At 67.7% G+C, this 15377-nt stretch carries 22 protein-coding genes; all 22 read right to left on the bottom strand.

Annotation, left to right across the window (positions count from 1 at the left end; translation table 11 throughout):
- Positions 1-186: 186 nt before the first annotated feature.
- Positions 187-708, bottom strand: a complete 522-nt coding sequence (locus AB0J76_RS16725) for a hypothetical protein (RefSeq protein WP_352321193.1) — start codon at positions 706-708, stop codon at positions 187-189.
- Positions 709-1194: a hypothetical protein gene (locus AB0J76_RS16720; RefSeq protein ID WP_352321191.1), complete on the bottom strand. Its 486-nt coding sequence runs from the start codon at positions 1192-1194 to the stop codon at positions 709-711.
- A 3-nt stretch (positions 1195-1197) separates the two neighbouring features.
- Positions 1198-1410 (bottom strand): hypothetical protein, encoded by a 213-nt coding sequence (locus AB0J76_RS16715; RefSeq protein ID WP_352321189.1) that lies wholly within the window; start codon positions 1408-1410, stop codon positions 1198-1200.
- A 1-nt stretch (position 1411) separates the two neighbouring features.
- A complete protein-coding gene (locus tag AB0J76_RS16710; RefSeq protein WP_352321187.1) occupies positions 1412-1744 on the bottom strand; it encodes a hypothetical protein in 333 nt (110 codons plus the stop codon).
- 72 nt (positions 1745-1816) lie between these two features.
- Positions 1817-2251: a hypothetical protein gene (locus AB0J76_RS16705; protein ID WP_352321185.1), complete on the bottom strand. Its 435-nt coding sequence runs from the start codon at positions 2249-2251 to the stop codon at positions 1817-1819.
- The gene (locus AB0J76_RS16700) at positions 2248-2694 is read right to left on the bottom strand and encodes an HK97 gp10 family phage protein (RefSeq protein WP_352321183.1); all 447 of its coding nucleotides are present in this window, start codon (positions 2692-2694) and stop codon (positions 2248-2250) included. Before AB0J76_RS16700 ends, AB0J76_RS16705 begins: the two co-directional genes overlap by 4 nt.
- Entirely contained in the window at positions 2694-3134 is a 441-nt protein-coding gene (locus AB0J76_RS16695) for a DUF6093 family protein (RefSeq protein WP_352321182.1), read from the bottom strand. The genes AB0J76_RS16700 and AB0J76_RS16695 overlap by 1 nt, the downstream gene beginning before the upstream one ends.
- A gap of 12 nt (positions 3135-3146) precedes the next feature.
- Complete coding sequence (locus AB0J76_RS16690) at positions 3147-3512, bottom strand: hypothetical protein (RefSeq protein ID WP_352321180.1); 366 nt, start codon at positions 3510-3512, stop codon at positions 3147-3149.
- Between the two features lie 9 nt (positions 3513-3521).
- A complete protein-coding gene (locus AB0J76_RS16685; RefSeq protein WP_352321179.1) occupies positions 3522-3857 on the bottom strand; it encodes a hypothetical protein in 336 nt (111 codons plus the stop codon).
- Positions 3858-4083: 226 nt separating this feature from the next.
- Complete coding sequence (locus AB0J76_RS16680) at positions 4084-5274, bottom strand: Mu-like prophage major head subunit gpT family protein (RefSeq protein ID WP_352321177.1); 1191 nt, start codon at positions 5272-5274, stop codon at positions 4084-4086.
- Between the two features lie 23 nt (positions 5275-5297).
- Positions 5298-5660 carry a DUF2190 family protein gene (locus AB0J76_RS16675; protein ID WP_352321176.1) on the bottom strand — a complete coding sequence of 121 codons (363 nt, stop codon included), beginning with the start codon at positions 5658-5660 and terminating at the stop codon, positions 5298-5300.
- A 1-nt stretch (position 5661) separates the two neighbouring features.
- Positions 5662-6933, bottom strand: coding sequence for a hypothetical protein (locus AB0J76_RS16670; RefSeq protein WP_352321174.1), 1272 nt, complete (start codon positions 6931-6933; stop codon positions 5662-5664).
- 13 nt (positions 6934-6946) lie between these two features.
- The gene (locus AB0J76_RS16665) at positions 6947-7093 is read right to left on the bottom strand and encodes a hypothetical protein (protein WP_352321173.1); all 147 of its coding nucleotides are present in this window, start codon (positions 7091-7093) and stop codon (positions 6947-6949) included.
- Positions 7094-7269: 176 nt separating this feature from the next.
- Positions 7270-7491 (bottom strand): hypothetical protein, encoded by a 222-nt coding sequence (locus AB0J76_RS16660; protein WP_352321171.1) that lies wholly within the window; start codon positions 7489-7491, stop codon positions 7270-7272.
- Positions 7492-7495: 4 nt separating this feature from the next.
- Positions 7496-9391 carry a hypothetical protein gene (locus AB0J76_RS16655; RefSeq protein ID WP_352321169.1) on the bottom strand — a complete coding sequence of 632 codons (1896 nt, stop codon included), beginning with the start codon at positions 9389-9391 and terminating at the stop codon, positions 7496-7498.
- A 3-nt stretch (positions 9392-9394) separates the two neighbouring features.
- Complete coding sequence (locus AB0J76_RS16650; RefSeq protein ID WP_352321167.1) at positions 9395-11092, bottom strand: hypothetical protein; 1698 nt, start codon at positions 11090-11092, stop codon at positions 9395-9397.
- A 16-nt stretch (positions 11093-11108) separates the two neighbouring features.
- Entirely contained in the window at positions 11109-12560 is a 1452-nt protein-coding gene (locus AB0J76_RS16645; protein ID WP_352321165.1) for a hypothetical protein, read from the bottom strand.
- The gene (locus AB0J76_RS16640) at positions 12520-13065 is read right to left on the bottom strand and encodes a hypothetical protein (protein ID WP_352321163.1); all 546 of its coding nucleotides are present in this window, start codon (positions 13063-13065) and stop codon (positions 12520-12522) included. Before AB0J76_RS16640 ends, AB0J76_RS16645 begins: the two co-directional genes overlap by 41 nt.
- A gap of 76 nt (positions 13066-13141) precedes the next feature.
- A complete protein-coding gene (locus tag AB0J76_RS16635; RefSeq protein WP_352321161.1) occupies positions 13142-13624 on the bottom strand; it encodes a hypothetical protein in 483 nt (160 codons plus the stop codon).
- Positions 13621-13974, bottom strand: coding sequence for a hypothetical protein (locus tag AB0J76_RS16630; protein WP_352321159.1), 354 nt, complete (start codon positions 13972-13974; stop codon positions 13621-13623). Before AB0J76_RS16630 ends, AB0J76_RS16635 begins: the two co-directional genes overlap by 4 nt.
- A 250-nt stretch (positions 13975-14224) precedes the next feature.
- Complete coding sequence (locus AB0J76_RS16625; protein WP_352321155.1) at positions 14225-14488, bottom strand: hypothetical protein; 264 nt, start codon at positions 14486-14488, stop codon at positions 14225-14227.
- 372 nt (positions 14489-14860) lie between these two features.
- Positions 14861-15310, bottom strand: a complete 450-nt coding sequence (locus AB0J76_RS16620; protein WP_352321154.1) for a hypothetical protein — start codon at positions 15308-15310, stop codon at positions 14861-14863.
- Positions 15311-15377 lie beyond the last annotated feature (67 nt).

Raw genomic sequence — 15377 nt, 5'->3', positions numbered from 1 at the left:
GGCATTTCTCATGCTCGTTACGCCGATGAGCTGTCACGTAACCGCGATCCTCGTCCGACCACTCCGCGTCGTGCGTGGTCACCGAGCGGACAAGCCGGCCTTGCTCGTCGTACTCATAGACCGTCACCGACCTGCGCTGACGGCCTAAAAGGATCGACCGAGGTACCCGCAACTCAGCAGCGAGGGCTACTTCTTCCGCGACCTGCGGAGCGTCTCGTAGGCGCTCCTGGATTTTGGGACTTCCACGACCTGCGAGTTCAGGTTGAACAGCACCTCTTGCAGGCTGTTCCACTGGCCCAACGTCAGCTTGTCGACAAGAGCGGAAGCGTCTTCCACGCTCATTTCAGGCGCAACAGCCGAGGCGGCAAGAAGCGCCCGAGAGAACGTCTTGCCATTCCATAGCCCGTCGTCGGAGTCCTCGCGCGGCGGGTGAGCCGCCACCAGGTCCGACCACTCCTGCTGCGTGCGAGCCCGGAGCAGGATCGGCACCGTGTGCTCGTCCATCTCCGCCTCGATCTCCTGGACGCGCTTGGCCGCCGCCTTCGCCGCCGCGCTGACGCCCGCCAAGGAGCCGGTGTCGGATCGTCGCGCGGCGTCCAGTTCGGCTTCCGCCTGCTCCCACTGGACGAACAGATCTGGGCGCATGCACAGGTTGAAGGTGCGCTCGGGCAGACGCATCTGCCCGAGGATCTCGTTGATGCTCTGCATCTACGCCGCCACCAGCGCGTCAGGGTCGGACGTGGAGTGGTTGAACATCTTCGACACGAACCGCTGTGCTGCGTTCAGCTCCGGCGGCTGCATGTTCGGCCGGCCACACCTGACCGGGTACACCTCGACGTGCTGCCCGGCGGCGTAGGCGGTCTCGTGCGCCATGTTGCGCCGGACGACCAGGTAGCCGAGCGTCCGGTCGGTGAGGGTGTTCCAGCCGATGTCCTCGGCTGAGACTTCCTTCCGCTTGACCGTCAGCTCGATCGAGTACTTGACGCTTCCGGCGTCCTCCGTCTCGTCCCGCGAGGCCAGGGCGGTGTTGTCCACCGCGGCCTGCTCGGGGCTGATGCCCAGGCCGTCTTTGGTGATGTACTCCTGCAGGTCCACGCCGGCGTTGCATTCGGCGGCGGTCGGCGCGGAGATGTTGGCGATAGTCAGGCAGAACGTCACCTTGACGTTGCCGTCGCCCAGAAGGTCGGCAGCCATGGGTCACTCCTCTTCGGTGGTCTTGGCCGCCGTGCTGCGGCGCGAAGTCTTGGGGATCTCAACCGCCTCGGCGGGCGGGAGTTCGGGCTCGACGAACACCGCTTCAGGTGCGGCCTCGACGGGCTCGTAGTCGGGGAAATGGTCGAGCGCCTCGGCGGCGATCTCTGCGGTGAGGCCCGTCGTCTTGGAGCGGACCGTGATCCGGGTGCGTGGCATGTCAGATCCGCAGCGCCGCGAACGTCACACTGGTGACAGACGAGCAGATGATCGTCGCCAGGCCGCTGTCTTCTGGGTCCCCGAACTCCGGGAGCAGCGGGATCAGCAGCTCAGCGCCGGCAGCGATGTTGTAGACCTTGTCCGGCTGATCCACGCCGTAGGAGGTCTGGCCGACACCGGACACGGTGGCGGTGATGCCAGCGCCTGAACCGTTCTTGTAGTGGACCCAGTTCCGGGGGCCAGCCTTGACCTTGTCTCCGGTGGTGGCGGTCGCGGCGTTGTATGTGGGCGTGACACCAGCGACGGTGATCGCCTGTGCTGTGCGGGTAGCCACTACGGGCTCCTTTCGGGCATGCCGAAGAGCCCGCACACCTGCCGGTGTCGGGCTACGAGTTACGGGATGGGGTTAGGCGGGCTGAGACCTGAACTCGATCTCGACCACGGCCATGTACACAGGCACGGGCAGGGAGTCGTCCCGTCTCAATGGCCGCTGACCTGGCGGTGCCTGTACCGGGTATGTGGAGCGACCGGCGACGGTCAGGCGCTGGCCGATGAGGGCGGCGTTGACGTCATCGAAGCCGTCCTCGGCCTGTGTCGCGGTGGCGCCGAAGATGCTGATCTGCGCCTGGTAGTTCAGGTACTCGTACGGCTGGGCGAGGTTGCCTTCAGGGGTGCCGGGGAACGGGTAGACGACCGCGTACCGAACGAAAGCCGATGATCCAGGGGTTCCTTGCCAGCCTGCGCCAGCAGGGATCTTGGCCCGAGCGACCAACATCGGGATCGCCGCGATGGCACCCACGACGGCATCGGTGTGCGGGGTTGAGGGCGCGACGGGGATCATTCGAGCGCCTTCTTCCCCACCTGCGACATCACATCATCGACTGGTGCGGTCGCCTTCTCGAACGCGGGCCGCATGTACGGCTGAGGCGCGGTACCAGGGTGCTGGACAGCCTTGACTGGGTGATTGGCCCCTTCCCAGAACAGTGCCTTGGCGCCGCCAGCGTCGGCGCCCTTGGCGCGGATCTCATGGGGCTGCGTCCCGAACTCCACATCCGCGCCGTAGGCGGCGGTTGGTCCCGCCTCAAACCCCATCCATTCATCGATGGGGTCCACACCGATGGTGCCGACCAGGTTTCCTGTGTCCACCGGCGCAAGGCTCTGAGCTCCCGCCACGGTGTCGAGGCCCATCTTCTTGACGACGACCTTGGTCAGCGCTTCTACCTTGGGGCGCGCATCACCGAGATGGCCGATATACCTGTCGAGGTCGGAGACATCCCAGCCCATCACGCCTCCCTGTCGGTGAGGTTGGCGCGGCACATCAAGATCCGCTCCCACTGCTCGGACGCGTAGGCGACGCCAATGACCACTAACTCCTTACCGGGTAGAAGCGGGTCGGCGGCGCTGTCGAACTCGACCATGTCGTGTTCGAGCACCTCTGCGGCATCCCATTCCACGGCAACGATGTAGTCGTATTCGGCGATCTTCTCGTCTCCGGTGACGTGCCAGATCACGCCGGAGCGGGCCGAGCGGGAGCTGACCCGGCAGGACCCGCTGTAGATGGTGGCGGCAGCCGGGGGATGCCAGGTGCCGTCCGCGTCGGTCGTGCCTTCGCCAGCACCGGTCCTGGTGATCGTGCAGGTGGCCGTTTGAGTACCGGTTGCGGTCGGGCGGTGATGCTCGGACCACCTCGGATGGATCGGGGCGGAGCCTGCGAGAGGAGACACCAGGGCCTCCCCTCAGCAGGGCTCGTAGCCTAGATATCCGCGGTAGCCGCGCCATGGGTCGAAGTCCACGACGTCGAAGCCGACCGAGTCGTCCCCGACGCCCTCGTCCACCTGGCGGCGAAGCTCCGCAGCCCTGGCCCGCAGCTCGGCGGCCACAGCAGGGCCGTCGGTCTGCAGGTCCTGGGTGCGGATCTTCTTGCCGACCATCGCCTCGGACGAGGCGATGGTGTCGAGGGCCGCCGCCGCGGCCAGTTTGACCGAGCCTTCCAAGGCAAGGAAGGCGTCGATCTGGTCGTCGGCGAGCAGCAGGTTCGCCTCGTCCACGTCTGGAACGAGCAGCCTGACCCGGCCTCGGTCGGTGGTGTAGTCGATCGCCATGCCGACCTCCTAGGAGGCGGGAATGACGGCGATACCCCACGTGGCCGACGCCGGGTCGATCGCCCCAGCGGTGCCGTTGATGATCCGGATCGTCACCGTGTTCGCAGCGCTGACGAAGGCGGAGTGCACCAGGCCCGCGGTCAGGTTGCCGGGTGGGGCGACGAGCACGAAATCGCCCGTCGCGGCGCCCGTGACGGTCGCTGTGAGCGTGCCAACCGCGCCCGCGGCGATGGACGCGAAGTCCAGCGTGGCGGTCGCGGTGAGCATCTTCTGCGATGCCGGGATACGACCCGACGCGTTGAGTGAGGCGAGGCCGCCGGCCACGCCCTTGGCGGTGGTGCCCATCAGGCCCCTCCTGTCTTCTTCGTTCGCCTGCGAGACGCCCGCGGGCTTGGCTCAGCCAATTCCGCGGGCTTGTCGCTGTGAGGGTTCGGCGTGGCCGGCTCGCGCAGCTCGACCTGCCCATCGTCCGGTTCCTGCGTACGCGCAGGGAGCCGGTCGAGGATCTGCCCGAGCCGGTCGTTGATCGCAGCCAGGTACGTCTCCGTGGCGTTGCGCGGCTGCGGCAGGCTCACGGCGTGCCGGTGCCGTTCGAGGCGACGGCCATCTTGTAGTCCATCAGGACGCCGCCCAGGACGTGACGCACCTTGTGGCGGATGGCGTCAGTCTCGAAGTCGCCGTCCTCCACTGCGGCCATCCCGCCGCCGACACGCAGCGAGTCGGGGGCCTTGACGAACACCTGCGGCTGCTCGTAGCCGCGCAGGAAACCGACCTCCATCGCCGGCCTCCCGGCCATGGTCTGGGCGATCAGGTACCACGAGGTGTTGCCGTTGGCGGTGGCCGAGACGATCGGCAGCCACGGGTTGACGACCACGCTGACGCGGCGGGCGAGCCAGTTGTTGACGCGCAGCTGGTTGTGGCCCGTGCCGTCGCCGCCGCCAGTCGCGGCGTCGATCTGCACGGCGTTGAGGATGTTGTTGGCCACGACCTCAAGCGCAGGCGGGACAACGAGCACGAGGTTGTCGATGAAGATGGGGTTGCCGTCGCTGTCTCGCTGCGACGCCAGCACCGTCATGGCGACCTCTAGCGCCTCGACGGACAGCGCAGGGTTGCCGGTGACGACGTTGGCGTGCCCGGCGGAGAAGAACGTGCTGTTCGGGCCGCTCGCGCTGGCGTACAGCCCGGTGACGAACTTGTCCTCGGTCATCTTCGCCGCACGCCCCAGGATGATCGGAAGCTCGCGGAAGGCGTCCAGGTCGTCGTTGACGCGCATCTCCCACGTCCAGTCGAGGCGACGGCCCCGCTTGGTGACGCGGTACTCGTACTCGGATGCGATGAGCGCAGCCTCGGGGTACTCGCCGCGCTCCGGCACCTCGTCCAGGGTGGACGACGCGCCGTCGAGGGCGAACCTCTTGACCGGTCGGAAGTCGCGCACAGTGCCGCGGCGCGTGTACATCTGCCACGTGGACGGCCAGTCCTGGTAGGCGCCCAGCAGCTGCTTGTCGAGGATGTCGGCGAACAGCAGACCGAAGTCGCTGGTGGTCATCGCCTCCTCGAAGTCGATCAGGGCTCTGCGGTCGCCATGGCACGCCCGCTGGTAGAGGCGGGCCGCTTCCACCAGCCTGGTCCCGTAGTTGGGGTCGGCCTGGCGGCGGGCGCGCAGGCTACGAATGCCCTGCCCGGCGCCTTCCTTCAGCCACGCCGGGGTGGCCTCTGCGGCGGGGCGGGTGCCCTCGTCCGGCAGGGTCGTCAGATCGGTCATGGTGGTGGTAGTCCTTCCCGGCCTCAGTAGCCGACCTTGACGCGGATACGGGTCGTCGCCCCGCTGGAGACGGCCTCCAGCGCGTAGCCGAATCGGACGCCGTTGGTGTTGTCCTTGTTGAGCTTGTCGCTGTCGAAGTAGACGATGTCGCCGATGGCCACGGCGGCGTTGGTGGTGGTTTCGCCCTTGACCGGCAGGTTGAAGACGCCGTCGGTCTGGATGGTGGCCATGCCGTCGGCGTCCTCGGTGGTGAGGGCGACCGCCGGAAGCTGGCCGATGACGACGGGGTCACCGGACAGCACCTTGCCGCCGGCTCCGGTGCCGGTGACGGCAGAGACGTTGGCCTCGAACTGGCGGCCGTGCTCGAACACGCGGTTGGTAGCCATGTCAGCCACGCCCCTTCGCGGCGACGGAGGCCGCACTCTCGCTCATGCCGAGCGACACGAAAATGTTGTTCAGCTCGGACTCCACGTTGACCTGCGGGGCGCCACTCTCGCCGAGCCCGCGGACCTGGCCGATGCCGGCCGCCTCAGCGAACCGAGTCAGGTAGGCTCGCTCGGCCTCGATGGCGGCCTTGATGTTGGTGACCAGCTTCGCCTCGTCCAGCGAGCCCTCGTCGTTGAGGGGCACGTTGGCGCCGGTCACCGACTCGATCACCTTGGAGTGGGCAACCTCGGGCAGCGTCGACTCGCCAAGAGCCGCAACCGCCTTGTCGCGGGCAGCATTGTCGGCGGTCAGTCGCCGGTTGGTGCGCTCGGCCTCGGCCAGCGCAGTCTTGGCCTCGGCGAGCTGCCGGGACTGGTCGCCGAGCTTGGCGATCTCCAGCTCCGCCTCGGCGAGCTTCTGCTTGGCCTCGGCGAGGGCAGTGCGCAGTTCCGCAGCCTCGCTCAGGTCGATCGGGCCGCCAGACGGCGTGCCCTGTGCGGTGCCTCCGCTCACGGGGGCTCCCTCCTTCAGGGTGGTGACCGGCGGCGCCGGTACGTCATGGGCTGCGGCCTCGATGGCCGCGGCGGTCTTCTTGGCAGGCTCGTCCTCGTCGTCCTGGCCGTCGGTCTGGACATCAGGTGTGTCGGGTTCGTCCTCGGAGGTGTCGTCCGTTGTGGGGTGGGCAGCCTCGGTGGCCTTGCGAAGCAGGTCACCTGCCTGGGCTCGCGCCGACTCCAGGAGTGCGACGACCTTTCCGCCGGCGCCGGCCGCAGTCACGAAGTCGACGGACGCGGCCTCGGTCAGCGCGGTCACGATCGGCCCTCGGATCGCTTCGTCCTTCGACGCCTCGACCGTTCCGGAAGCCCGGATCGACATGCCGATGTCGCCGGCCATGGCCTCGACGACGGGCGCCCAGTGCGGGTACACCTCGACGTCGGCGTACAGGCCGTCCCGCTCGTACACGGCGGCAGAGGCCAGCTTGCCGGCGAGGTCCCTGACTGACCGCTCAGGCCGGTCGTAGGACTCTGTCGCGCCCGGATGGTCGAGGAAGACCGGCAGGCCCTCGCGGAACACCGCAGCGTCCCGCTTCAGCATCTCCGCCGGGTAGAACCCGCTGGAGCCTTGGATGTCGCCCTGGATGATTCGAGCTCGGAAGCGGCGTCCCTTCGGGGCCTGCCCTCCGGCAGCCTCAGCGAGCGACACGCGCTCGGTGAGCGCCTGCTGTTCGGGCATGGTGACCTCCAGGTCAGGTGATGTGAGGCAGGAAGCCGGCGAAGACGAGCAGCGCCCCGGCCGTGCACACGAGCGCAGCGATCCACGCCTTGTGGACAGCGGCGTAGATGGCTGCGGCGAGCAGACACAGGGCAGCGATGACGGTCAGCAGTTCGGACACGGACATCAGGTCCTCCGAGCGAGGTGGAAAGGGGGCGGCCGTCCCGCCGCTGCGGGCTGGCTAGCTGCCCGCCCTACACCGCGACGCCAACGCGGCCCGTAGGACGCAATCAGCCTCCATCCGGGCAGCTGAGAGGGCGCGAACGGGACAGCCGAGAAGTCAGGAAGGGGTGCGGTCTACTGGTCGCGAGCAACCATCAGGTAGCCGTTGGACCAGCCATCGACAGCGAGAGACCGGATGGCGTCGGCCTCGGTGCGGCCACGGTTTGCCAGGAGCCAGCGTCGTACAGCGGAGCGGGCGGCATCACCCTGGTAGGTGACTGTGCCGTCATCGGCCAGGGTGGCGCGGGACACGAGTTGCCCGTCCTGCACGCTGACGATGTTCACCACGACGGCCACGACGTCACCGTACCCTCGCGATCAAGTTCCGGCGCCCTCGCGCACGGTCGGCGAGCAGGTCGAGGACTTGCATCCCGTAGTCGATCCGATCGCCCTGGCCGATGTGGTCGAAGTCGGGGCGAAGCCCTTCGAGGCGTTGCCGGACTTCGGCGAGGTCGGCCTTCGTGAACGGGTTGGAGTCGCCTGTCACCCGGTCGGCGAACGGGGACTGGATGTACTCCAGCAGGGTTCCGATGCTCTCGTTCGGCATCTCTGTCCAGGCGACGCCGTGATCGATCGGGACCAGACGACCGCGCTCGTCGAGCATCCAGTTGCCGGCGTTGCGGTCCCAGTTGAAGATCAGCACGTCGAGGAGGCCGAGCAGGGCGCCCTCGTTGCTGTCGATCGCCGCTCGGAGGTCAGGGGTGAGGTCGCCGCCCCAGCCCATGATCTCCTGGGCTGTCTTGCCTGCGGCGTACTCCATGAAGATGGCGTCGTCGGAGTTGCGGTACACCGCTGGGGCCGGCAGCCCGAGCGTACGGGCGACCAGGCTGGCAAGTTGCTCGCTTGCCGCCTCCTGCGTGCCGCCCGAGCCGGGCCGGGAGGTCTTGCGGACCACCTGGCGGCCGTCCGGGTAGGTGAGCAGTTCGACTTCGGCGACTGCGCCGCCGCCGAGCGGTCTCCGGTCATCGGGTGGGCCGCTCTCGACGAGGTCGGCGAGGTCTTGGATGCCGTCCAGCGTCCGGTGGTAGGGCTGCGCGTCCTCCGGGACTGCACGCGCTGGTTCGGGGGCGGGGGTCGGCGCGGGCGACGGTTCCGGTCGAGGGGTAGAGGAGGGGCGCGGTTCCGGCTGACGGCCGGAGGCGATGCGCTCCAGGTCCTTGACCGATCGCACCCCGTACGAGTCGCGCCAGCCATCGGTGGTGCGAAGGTCCGACAGGTCTTCCCAAGCCACATCCCCGGACTTGAGGAGGTCGAGGCGTCGGCGCCCCATGATGGCGACCTGCTCCGACTCGGGCAGGTCGTTGAAGATCTGCCGCGCGTCGGGGATGAGGTCGTCGGGTTCGTCGATGTCGAAGCCGAGGTCGGCCCAGCTCTTGGTTTTCGGGGTTCTGCTGCAGCGGCCTTGCTGGTGGTCGATCGGCCCCGGAACGCTTAACGGGAAGACTTTCCCGTGCAGGGCCCAGCAGCTCGGGCAGGTGCGGCCCCTGCTGGAGTTGAGCTCCGCATCCCACACCCAGCCCTCAAGGACGTCGCCGTGCTGCTCCTGCCCGATCTCGGCGGCCTGCCGGTGAGCATCGAGCGTCTCGGTCCGGGCGAGGTTGAGCGCCCTTGTCAGCCCGCCGTTGAACTCGCCCTCCAGGTTGCGGACCATCCGTGACGCTGCCGTCCGCGGGTTGTCGCCCACGACGACGCCCCGCACCAGTTCGCGCTTCATCGCCTCGGTCGCCTCATCAGCGAGCGGCCAGTGCGCGGCGTTGATCTGCTCGGCAGTGCGGCGCACGATCGCGTCAATCGCGTCAGGCTGCTGAGCCCTATACCGGGCCGCGAGAGCCTGCGTGGACCCGTACGGCAACTGTGAAGCGATCAGGTCGCCCTGCCCCTGGAGCCCTACTCTTGCGGCTTCTGCGGCTGCTGTGGCCGTCTGGGAGCGGGTCACCGCGGCGAGGCGTTCCAAGCTCGCCCCCACCATGTCCATGGCCCGCATAGCGCGAGCGGTGCGCTCTATCTGCCGCCTCGTCGGCCAGCCGCCGTCCCCGACCTGCAAGAGTTCCGCGACTGCGGCGGCGACCTCGAACACCACCTCATCCCACGCCCTCACCCATGCAGCGGTCAGGGAACGGGTGACGCCGTCGATGATGAAGCCGACCTGCCGGCGGAGCTGTTCGGCGATCCTCAGCGTCTCTGCTGTGATCGCCATCGCCTACTCCTTGTCGTCGTCCTCGGAGTCGTCAGGCTGGGCGTCGGGCTGGTCAGGGTCGGCCGGTTTGTCGTCCTCCGGTTCAGGCTTGCGTCCGGCGAGCAGCGCGGCAGGGTCCTCGCCACGACGGAACGCATCCACTGCTGCCTGACCGGTGCCCTTCGACGCCCCTTCGGGAGGCCGGAAGTTTCCTTCCTCATCGGTCAGCGCTTCCAAGATGCTCTCCACGTCCCTCACCCCAAGCGCCTCTAGGAGGAGACGTACGACGACGAGCGGCGGCAGGTAGCCGGTGCCGTCTGCCTTGGTGATCGAGTCGATGATGACGCCCGGGTCCAGGTCGTCGATGTCCGGGAACGAGATGTCCACGGTGCGGTCGGTGTCCTGAGCGAGCTCGACCGTCTCGACGCCGTCCTCGTCCCTCGCCACCTTGCCCTTGAGCGGGCCCTGTGGAGCCTTGGTGGCCTGGTCGATGACGTGGTCCAGGATGCGCCGGTACGCCTCCGCCCACACGGACCGGCGCAGCTCCATGCTCCGCTCGGTGGGCGTATCCAAGGTCTCCGCGGTCGCCCGGGCGCCGGTCGTGCCCGGGTCGCCGAGCAGCATCGTCACCGGCACGTCCAGCGCGGCGGCGACCATGGCGGCGAGAGGCCGGCCGGACTCGGAGTCGATGGTTGCGCCGGACTTGGGCACAGCTTCGAGAGCCATGTCGGGCGTCATCAACGCGGTGGCGCCGGCGCGCTGCGGTTCCCCGCCGTACCGGTCGGTCGTGGGGGCCTGGGCGATGCGGGCCTTGGCCGCGGCCTGCTTGGACCCCTTGCTCGTCAACCTCCACGCGAACCGGGACAGGGCCTTGATCAGGGTCGCCCAGTCCGTCAGGAAGTCCTTGTAGGCGCGCGCCCAGTCCACGGCCGCGTAGCTGTCCGGGAGGCCGAACTTCCAGCCGAGCTGCCCGTTCACCTTGACGTGGTAGACGGGCGCGTCCCACATGACCTCGGCGAGCTGGTCGTCCCCGTAGAAGGGGAACGTCAGCCTCCGCGGCTTGAGGGGCGGGTTGTAGCCGAGCGCCGGGTAGTAGGCGACGTGGCGGATCTGCTGGATACCGGACTCGGTGCGGCGGTCTTCCCACCATTCGCGGCGGTAGAACCAGGGCTCGCTGCGGTCTTCGGGGTTGCAGATGACGTCGGTGATCTCATCCCACGGCAGGGTCCTCGCCTGGACACGGCCCGTGCGCGGGCTGGTGAAGAGTGCCAGGAAGACGTTCCCGTCGCTGTAGAGAGCCCGCTCCAGCTCCTCGTGCGCCTGGTCACCGGTCAACGTCCTGCGGTTGCCCGGGTCGTCCAAAAACCGCTGCACGACGCTGTTGACGTCCTGCCCCTGCTCCCCCGTCGCCCGGGCGGAGATCTGGACCCCCTGACCCCACACGTACCCGGTGCGGAGGCTCAGCCCGCGGCGCAGCAGCGGAGACTTGATCGTCATGATGCGGCAGACCGCAGTGATCTGCTGCAGGCCGCCCCGGGAGAACTCCTCCTCCACCGTGGCAGTGAGCCGCTGCCAACCGGGCTCGTACATCCGGGCTTCAAGATCGGAGATCGACTCCTGGATGTGCTCCATCAGCATCCGGTCGGCGCGGACCTGTTCCGCCCTCTCGGACTGGCCTGTCGCCCGGTAGAGCACTTCCTGGAGTCGGGAGGCGATACCCACGAACGGCCTCCCTCAGTCAGTACGGGCTGATACTCAGCGCCAGTTCGTCGTCGATGTCGTCACCGTCGACGATTTCGTCAGGCGGGGGTACGTGGGCGTAGGCGAGCATCACTGAGTCGGCCCTGTCCGGGCTCGGCAGGCCGCGTTTCTTCATGTCGTCCTTCGATTCGATGAGGACCTGGCCGCGGGCCGTGTACTTGTACTTGAGCGTCCCGAGCTGGGCGGCGAGTTCGTCGTCCTCGGGGTCGAGGTCGATGTCGCCCTGCTCGAAGCGTTCACGTAGACCCCACCACCATTCGGCGCGGGCGTTGGCGAAGTGCTCCCGATCCATCGCGCCGGCACCGGACTGCATGTCCAGGACGTCGTGCCCGGCTTCGAGGAGTTCGTCGACGACGCCTGAGCCGACGCCGACGCCGTCCACGCGGATCTCGTGCACGTGGTGTTCGCGTTTGGCGGCGATGACCTTGCCGGTCGTCTCTGTCGTCCGGGCGTGGGCGTGGTCGGCGACGATCCGAGCGACAGGGCCGCGGGCCAGACAGAAGACACTGCGGTCGGAGCCGAACCGGGCGACATCCACGCCGAGCACGTTCACCGGGCCAGGCGAGAGCGTCCGCTGCTGTGCGGCTTCAATCCAGCGGGGCGAGATGAGCGTGTCATCGCCGACCTCAGGGAACTCGCCCAGCACCTTGGAGGTGTAGCGGGGCGAGGTTTCGCCCCAGCGGCGCCGCTTGTCCTCCACCCACTCCGGGGACAGCATCAGCGGACGCAGGTGCTCGGGGAACGGCTCATCGGTGAAGTTGGGCGTGTCGAACCCCGAGATGCGGATCGTGTTCCAGCCGGAGCCGGGCCGGCACACGCTGCCGAACTCGGTGTTGGGGTCGTCCGGGTTGCCGATCGCCAGGATGCGGCAGTCGGCGCCCGTCGTGATGGCCTCGACAGCTACCCACAGCTGTTCGGGGATGCCGCAGGCTTCGTCCAGGATGACGAGCACGTAGCGGCGGTGGATGCCCTGGAAGCCGTGCTGGTCCTGATCCGCGGGCTTGCGGCCCCAGCCGACCAGGGTGCCGTCTTCGAGCTTCCACTCATCGCTCTGAAGCACCCGCCCCGGGAGCGGGTCTCCCGCAGGGTTCTTCGCCGCCTTGCGTATCTCCTCCCACAGGATCGCGTGCACCTGCGCGTAGGTGGGGGCGGTGGAGACGATGAACGCCTCACCGGGCGGATGGACGTCGATCCACCAGCAGGCGATCTGCGCGGCGAGGAAGCTCTTGCCGGCGTTGTGGCAGGACTTCACTGCGGTACGGCGGTGGTCGACGATCGAGTTGGCGATGTCGCGCTGCTTCGACCACAGGTGTCCGCCGAGCCGCTCCTTCACCCAGCCGACCGGGTCGTTCAGGTACGGGGACGGCTGCCCAGCTTCGTCGAGAGCTTCAGCCGCTCGAAGCAACGCGGAGTCTGCGAGCAACGTCACGCCGCGCCTCCGCCTGCTCCTCCACCGACAGCCCCCGCTCGGCGAGGGTCGCGGTGATCGCCTTGATGATGATGTCGGCCTGCCGCTCGGATATGCGGGCCAGCCGTTCGTCGATGTTGAGCCGGGCCATGGCGGTGAGGAACTTCTCGCACCGGTCCAGCGCCCGCTCGAACAGAGCGACTTCGGCGCGGAGCTGTTCGCCACCCTCGGTCGAGTAGCGAAGGCTGGTGAGCTCGTTGACCTTGTCGGCGATCGTGTCCTTCCACGCGACCACCTGGCCTGCGATCCTCGACAGCTCCGACAGCGGGTCGGTGATCGGCTCGACGTCCATGCGAGCCAGAGCCGCGCGGACCTTCTCTTCCGCTACCCGCTCGGCGGCCTTGGCCTTCACTTGCTTGGCGCGTCCGCCGTGGGCGTGGCACACCATGCCGCCAGTGATGGCGTAGTTGTTGCAGGGGTCGCCGTTGGTCTTGCGGCCCTTGCACTTGCGGGCTTGGCGTCCCATCACACCTCCAAGGGTTCAAGGCGCAGGGGCGGCTTGTGGGTCAGAGGCGACCTGCGGTGTTCACGGAGGGTAGGTATCAGGCCCGCGAATTTGATGACTCGGAGCCTGATTTCTCACTCTGCGTGTCCACTGTGTGGGCTGTGCTCAGGTGCTTGACTGCTTCGGCCCACAGGCTGGGGATGGTCTGGACGGTGGTCATCTCCGGATCGGGGTGGGCGTCGCCGTAGTAGGCGAGCGGACGTCCTGCGTCGAAGTGGTCTCGGCAGTGGAGCCCTACGCCGCCGTTCTCGTCTCCCGAAAGCAGAAGGCGGGGATGCTGAAGCGCCCGGAGGAGCGGGTCTACGTCCGCAAGGCGGCCTTCGTGGTCCATCTGGAAGCACCTCGCCGCCTGCTCGCTGTTGGCCAGGACGATAGACGCCCACTTGAGGCGCTGCTCGGCGGTGCCGTCGTTCCACATGCGGATCCACTGAGCGGGTGTCGGAGTCGTGCCCTCTTCGGCCGGAGTGTCGGCCTCTCCCGCTCGAAGGCGCGCGATCTCTGCTCTGAGGTCGTCGCTCACGACTTCTCCTCGCCTTGGCAGGTGAGCAGCCAGCCGTTGCCGTCGGCGTCCCAGCGCAAGCCGGGATCGCATGGGCAGGTGGCGTAGTGCTCGACGACGAGCTTGGCCTGGTCTTCGCCCCAGTCGCCGGAGGTCCACCATTCGATGGCGTGCCATGCCGGGCCGAGCTTCGCGGCTTGATCGATGGCGGCGTTGAGGTGGTCGATGACCGTCTGAGTGTCGGCTGCAGCCTTGGCCGCGTATGGGAGTTCTTGGAGGCGGTCGCGCATGCGCGTGAGGGTGTCCGGCAGGTGGATGAAGTCGCACCAACCAGCTCGGGAGCCCATGTAGTCGTAGGAGCCGCCGCTCACGACCGCTTCTCTCTGCTGCGGCACTCGGCTCTGGCCTCGTCGCGTTGCCGTACCACCCACAGGAGGGCGAACGTCCAGAGCACGTCGCCGAGGGTGACAGGCTGCACGCCGTGTAGGTCGAGCGCGGACCAGGTCGCGACGCAGACCGCTCCGATGGGGAGCGCGAAGCGTGCGATGAAGAATGCCTCGGGGCTGCCTGGTGGGTCGGCGAGCACGCGCCAGACTCGGACGAGGCCGATGCTCCCGCCGCTCACTGCTGCCCCTGGATGATTCGGACGCAGGGGTGAGAGCGGCTGCAGCCGTCTGGGTCGAACGGCCCCCACTGGTTGCTCGCGGCGATCGTGATGAGTCCTGCGAGGGTGCCCAGGCTCACCAGCCAGACACCGATGTGGCCAAGGATGCCGACGTTGAAGCGGCTGTCGGTCAGGAACAGGTTGTAGATGCCGAGGCATCCACCGGCAGCGATCAGGATCGCCGCGATGTAGAGGATGCCGAACAGGACGTTGAGGAACATGAGGGGTCTCCCGGGGTGTGGCGACGGCCCCGAGCCCGGGGTGCTCTCGGGGCCGTCTAACCTGCGGGGATCAGGCCGCAGGGTTCTTGAGGCTGCGGGTCAGGCGTGGGTGCGTGGCACTCGGCTGTAGTCCTCGCCCTGTACGGGCTGGACCTCGTGGGCCGGCATCCATGACTGTGTGGGTTTCTGTAGTCCGCCACGGAAGCCTGGTGCGTCGATCACGTACTCGATGAGCGCTTCCCACGACCGGTCAGGCTTCTGCCGCCACGCCAGGATGTGTCCTGCTCCAGCGGGGTGAGCTGGGAGTTTCACGACTGGCGGGCCTTGCATGAGAGCGAGGATACCCAGCTGGTCGAACGGCTATTCGAGGCGCTATGCGAGTTCCGCGATCCCGACCCGCAGGAGGATCGAGTCGTATCCTCCGCTCAAGATCGTGAATCCTAGGGGGTTGTCGCTAAGCCGGTACCGAGTCATCGGGTTCTGCGACAAGCCCTTGTAGTCGAACTCGTCGACCTCTTCAAGCGTCAAGTCGTCCAGGTTGAAGCCAGCGAGTTTCTGCTTGGCCACCGCGAGCGCCTCTTCGCACGTTGGGACGCCCATCTTGGCTGCTAGCTGCTGGCCTGCCTCCGCGAAGATGGCGAACCTGATCTGTTTCGATTCGCTGCACTTCTCGAAGTTGCCCTGCTGAAGATGCCCGTAGAAGTTGATCACATCGTCCTCGGCAAGCGCGGGAGCCGTCGCCGCCCCCACGAGGCGGAACAGCGCCCAAGTTACGATGCCGGCCGCGGCGAGCGCGGCGAGCCCCTTCCCGACAATCCCCACAGCTCTACTATCGCCGCCGCGCCGCCCTCTGTGACTAGGATTCCGCCAACTCATCGGCAGCGAACCG

The organism is Nonomuraea sp. NPDC049624, from assembly GCF_040675255.1.
In the GTDB taxonomy this organism is placed as follows: Bacteria; Actinomycetota; Actinomycetes; order Streptosporangiales; family Streptosporangiaceae; genus Nonomuraea.
Note: the sequence above shows the minus strand (reverse complement) of the source record. Positions and strands in the feature narration are given on the sequence as shown.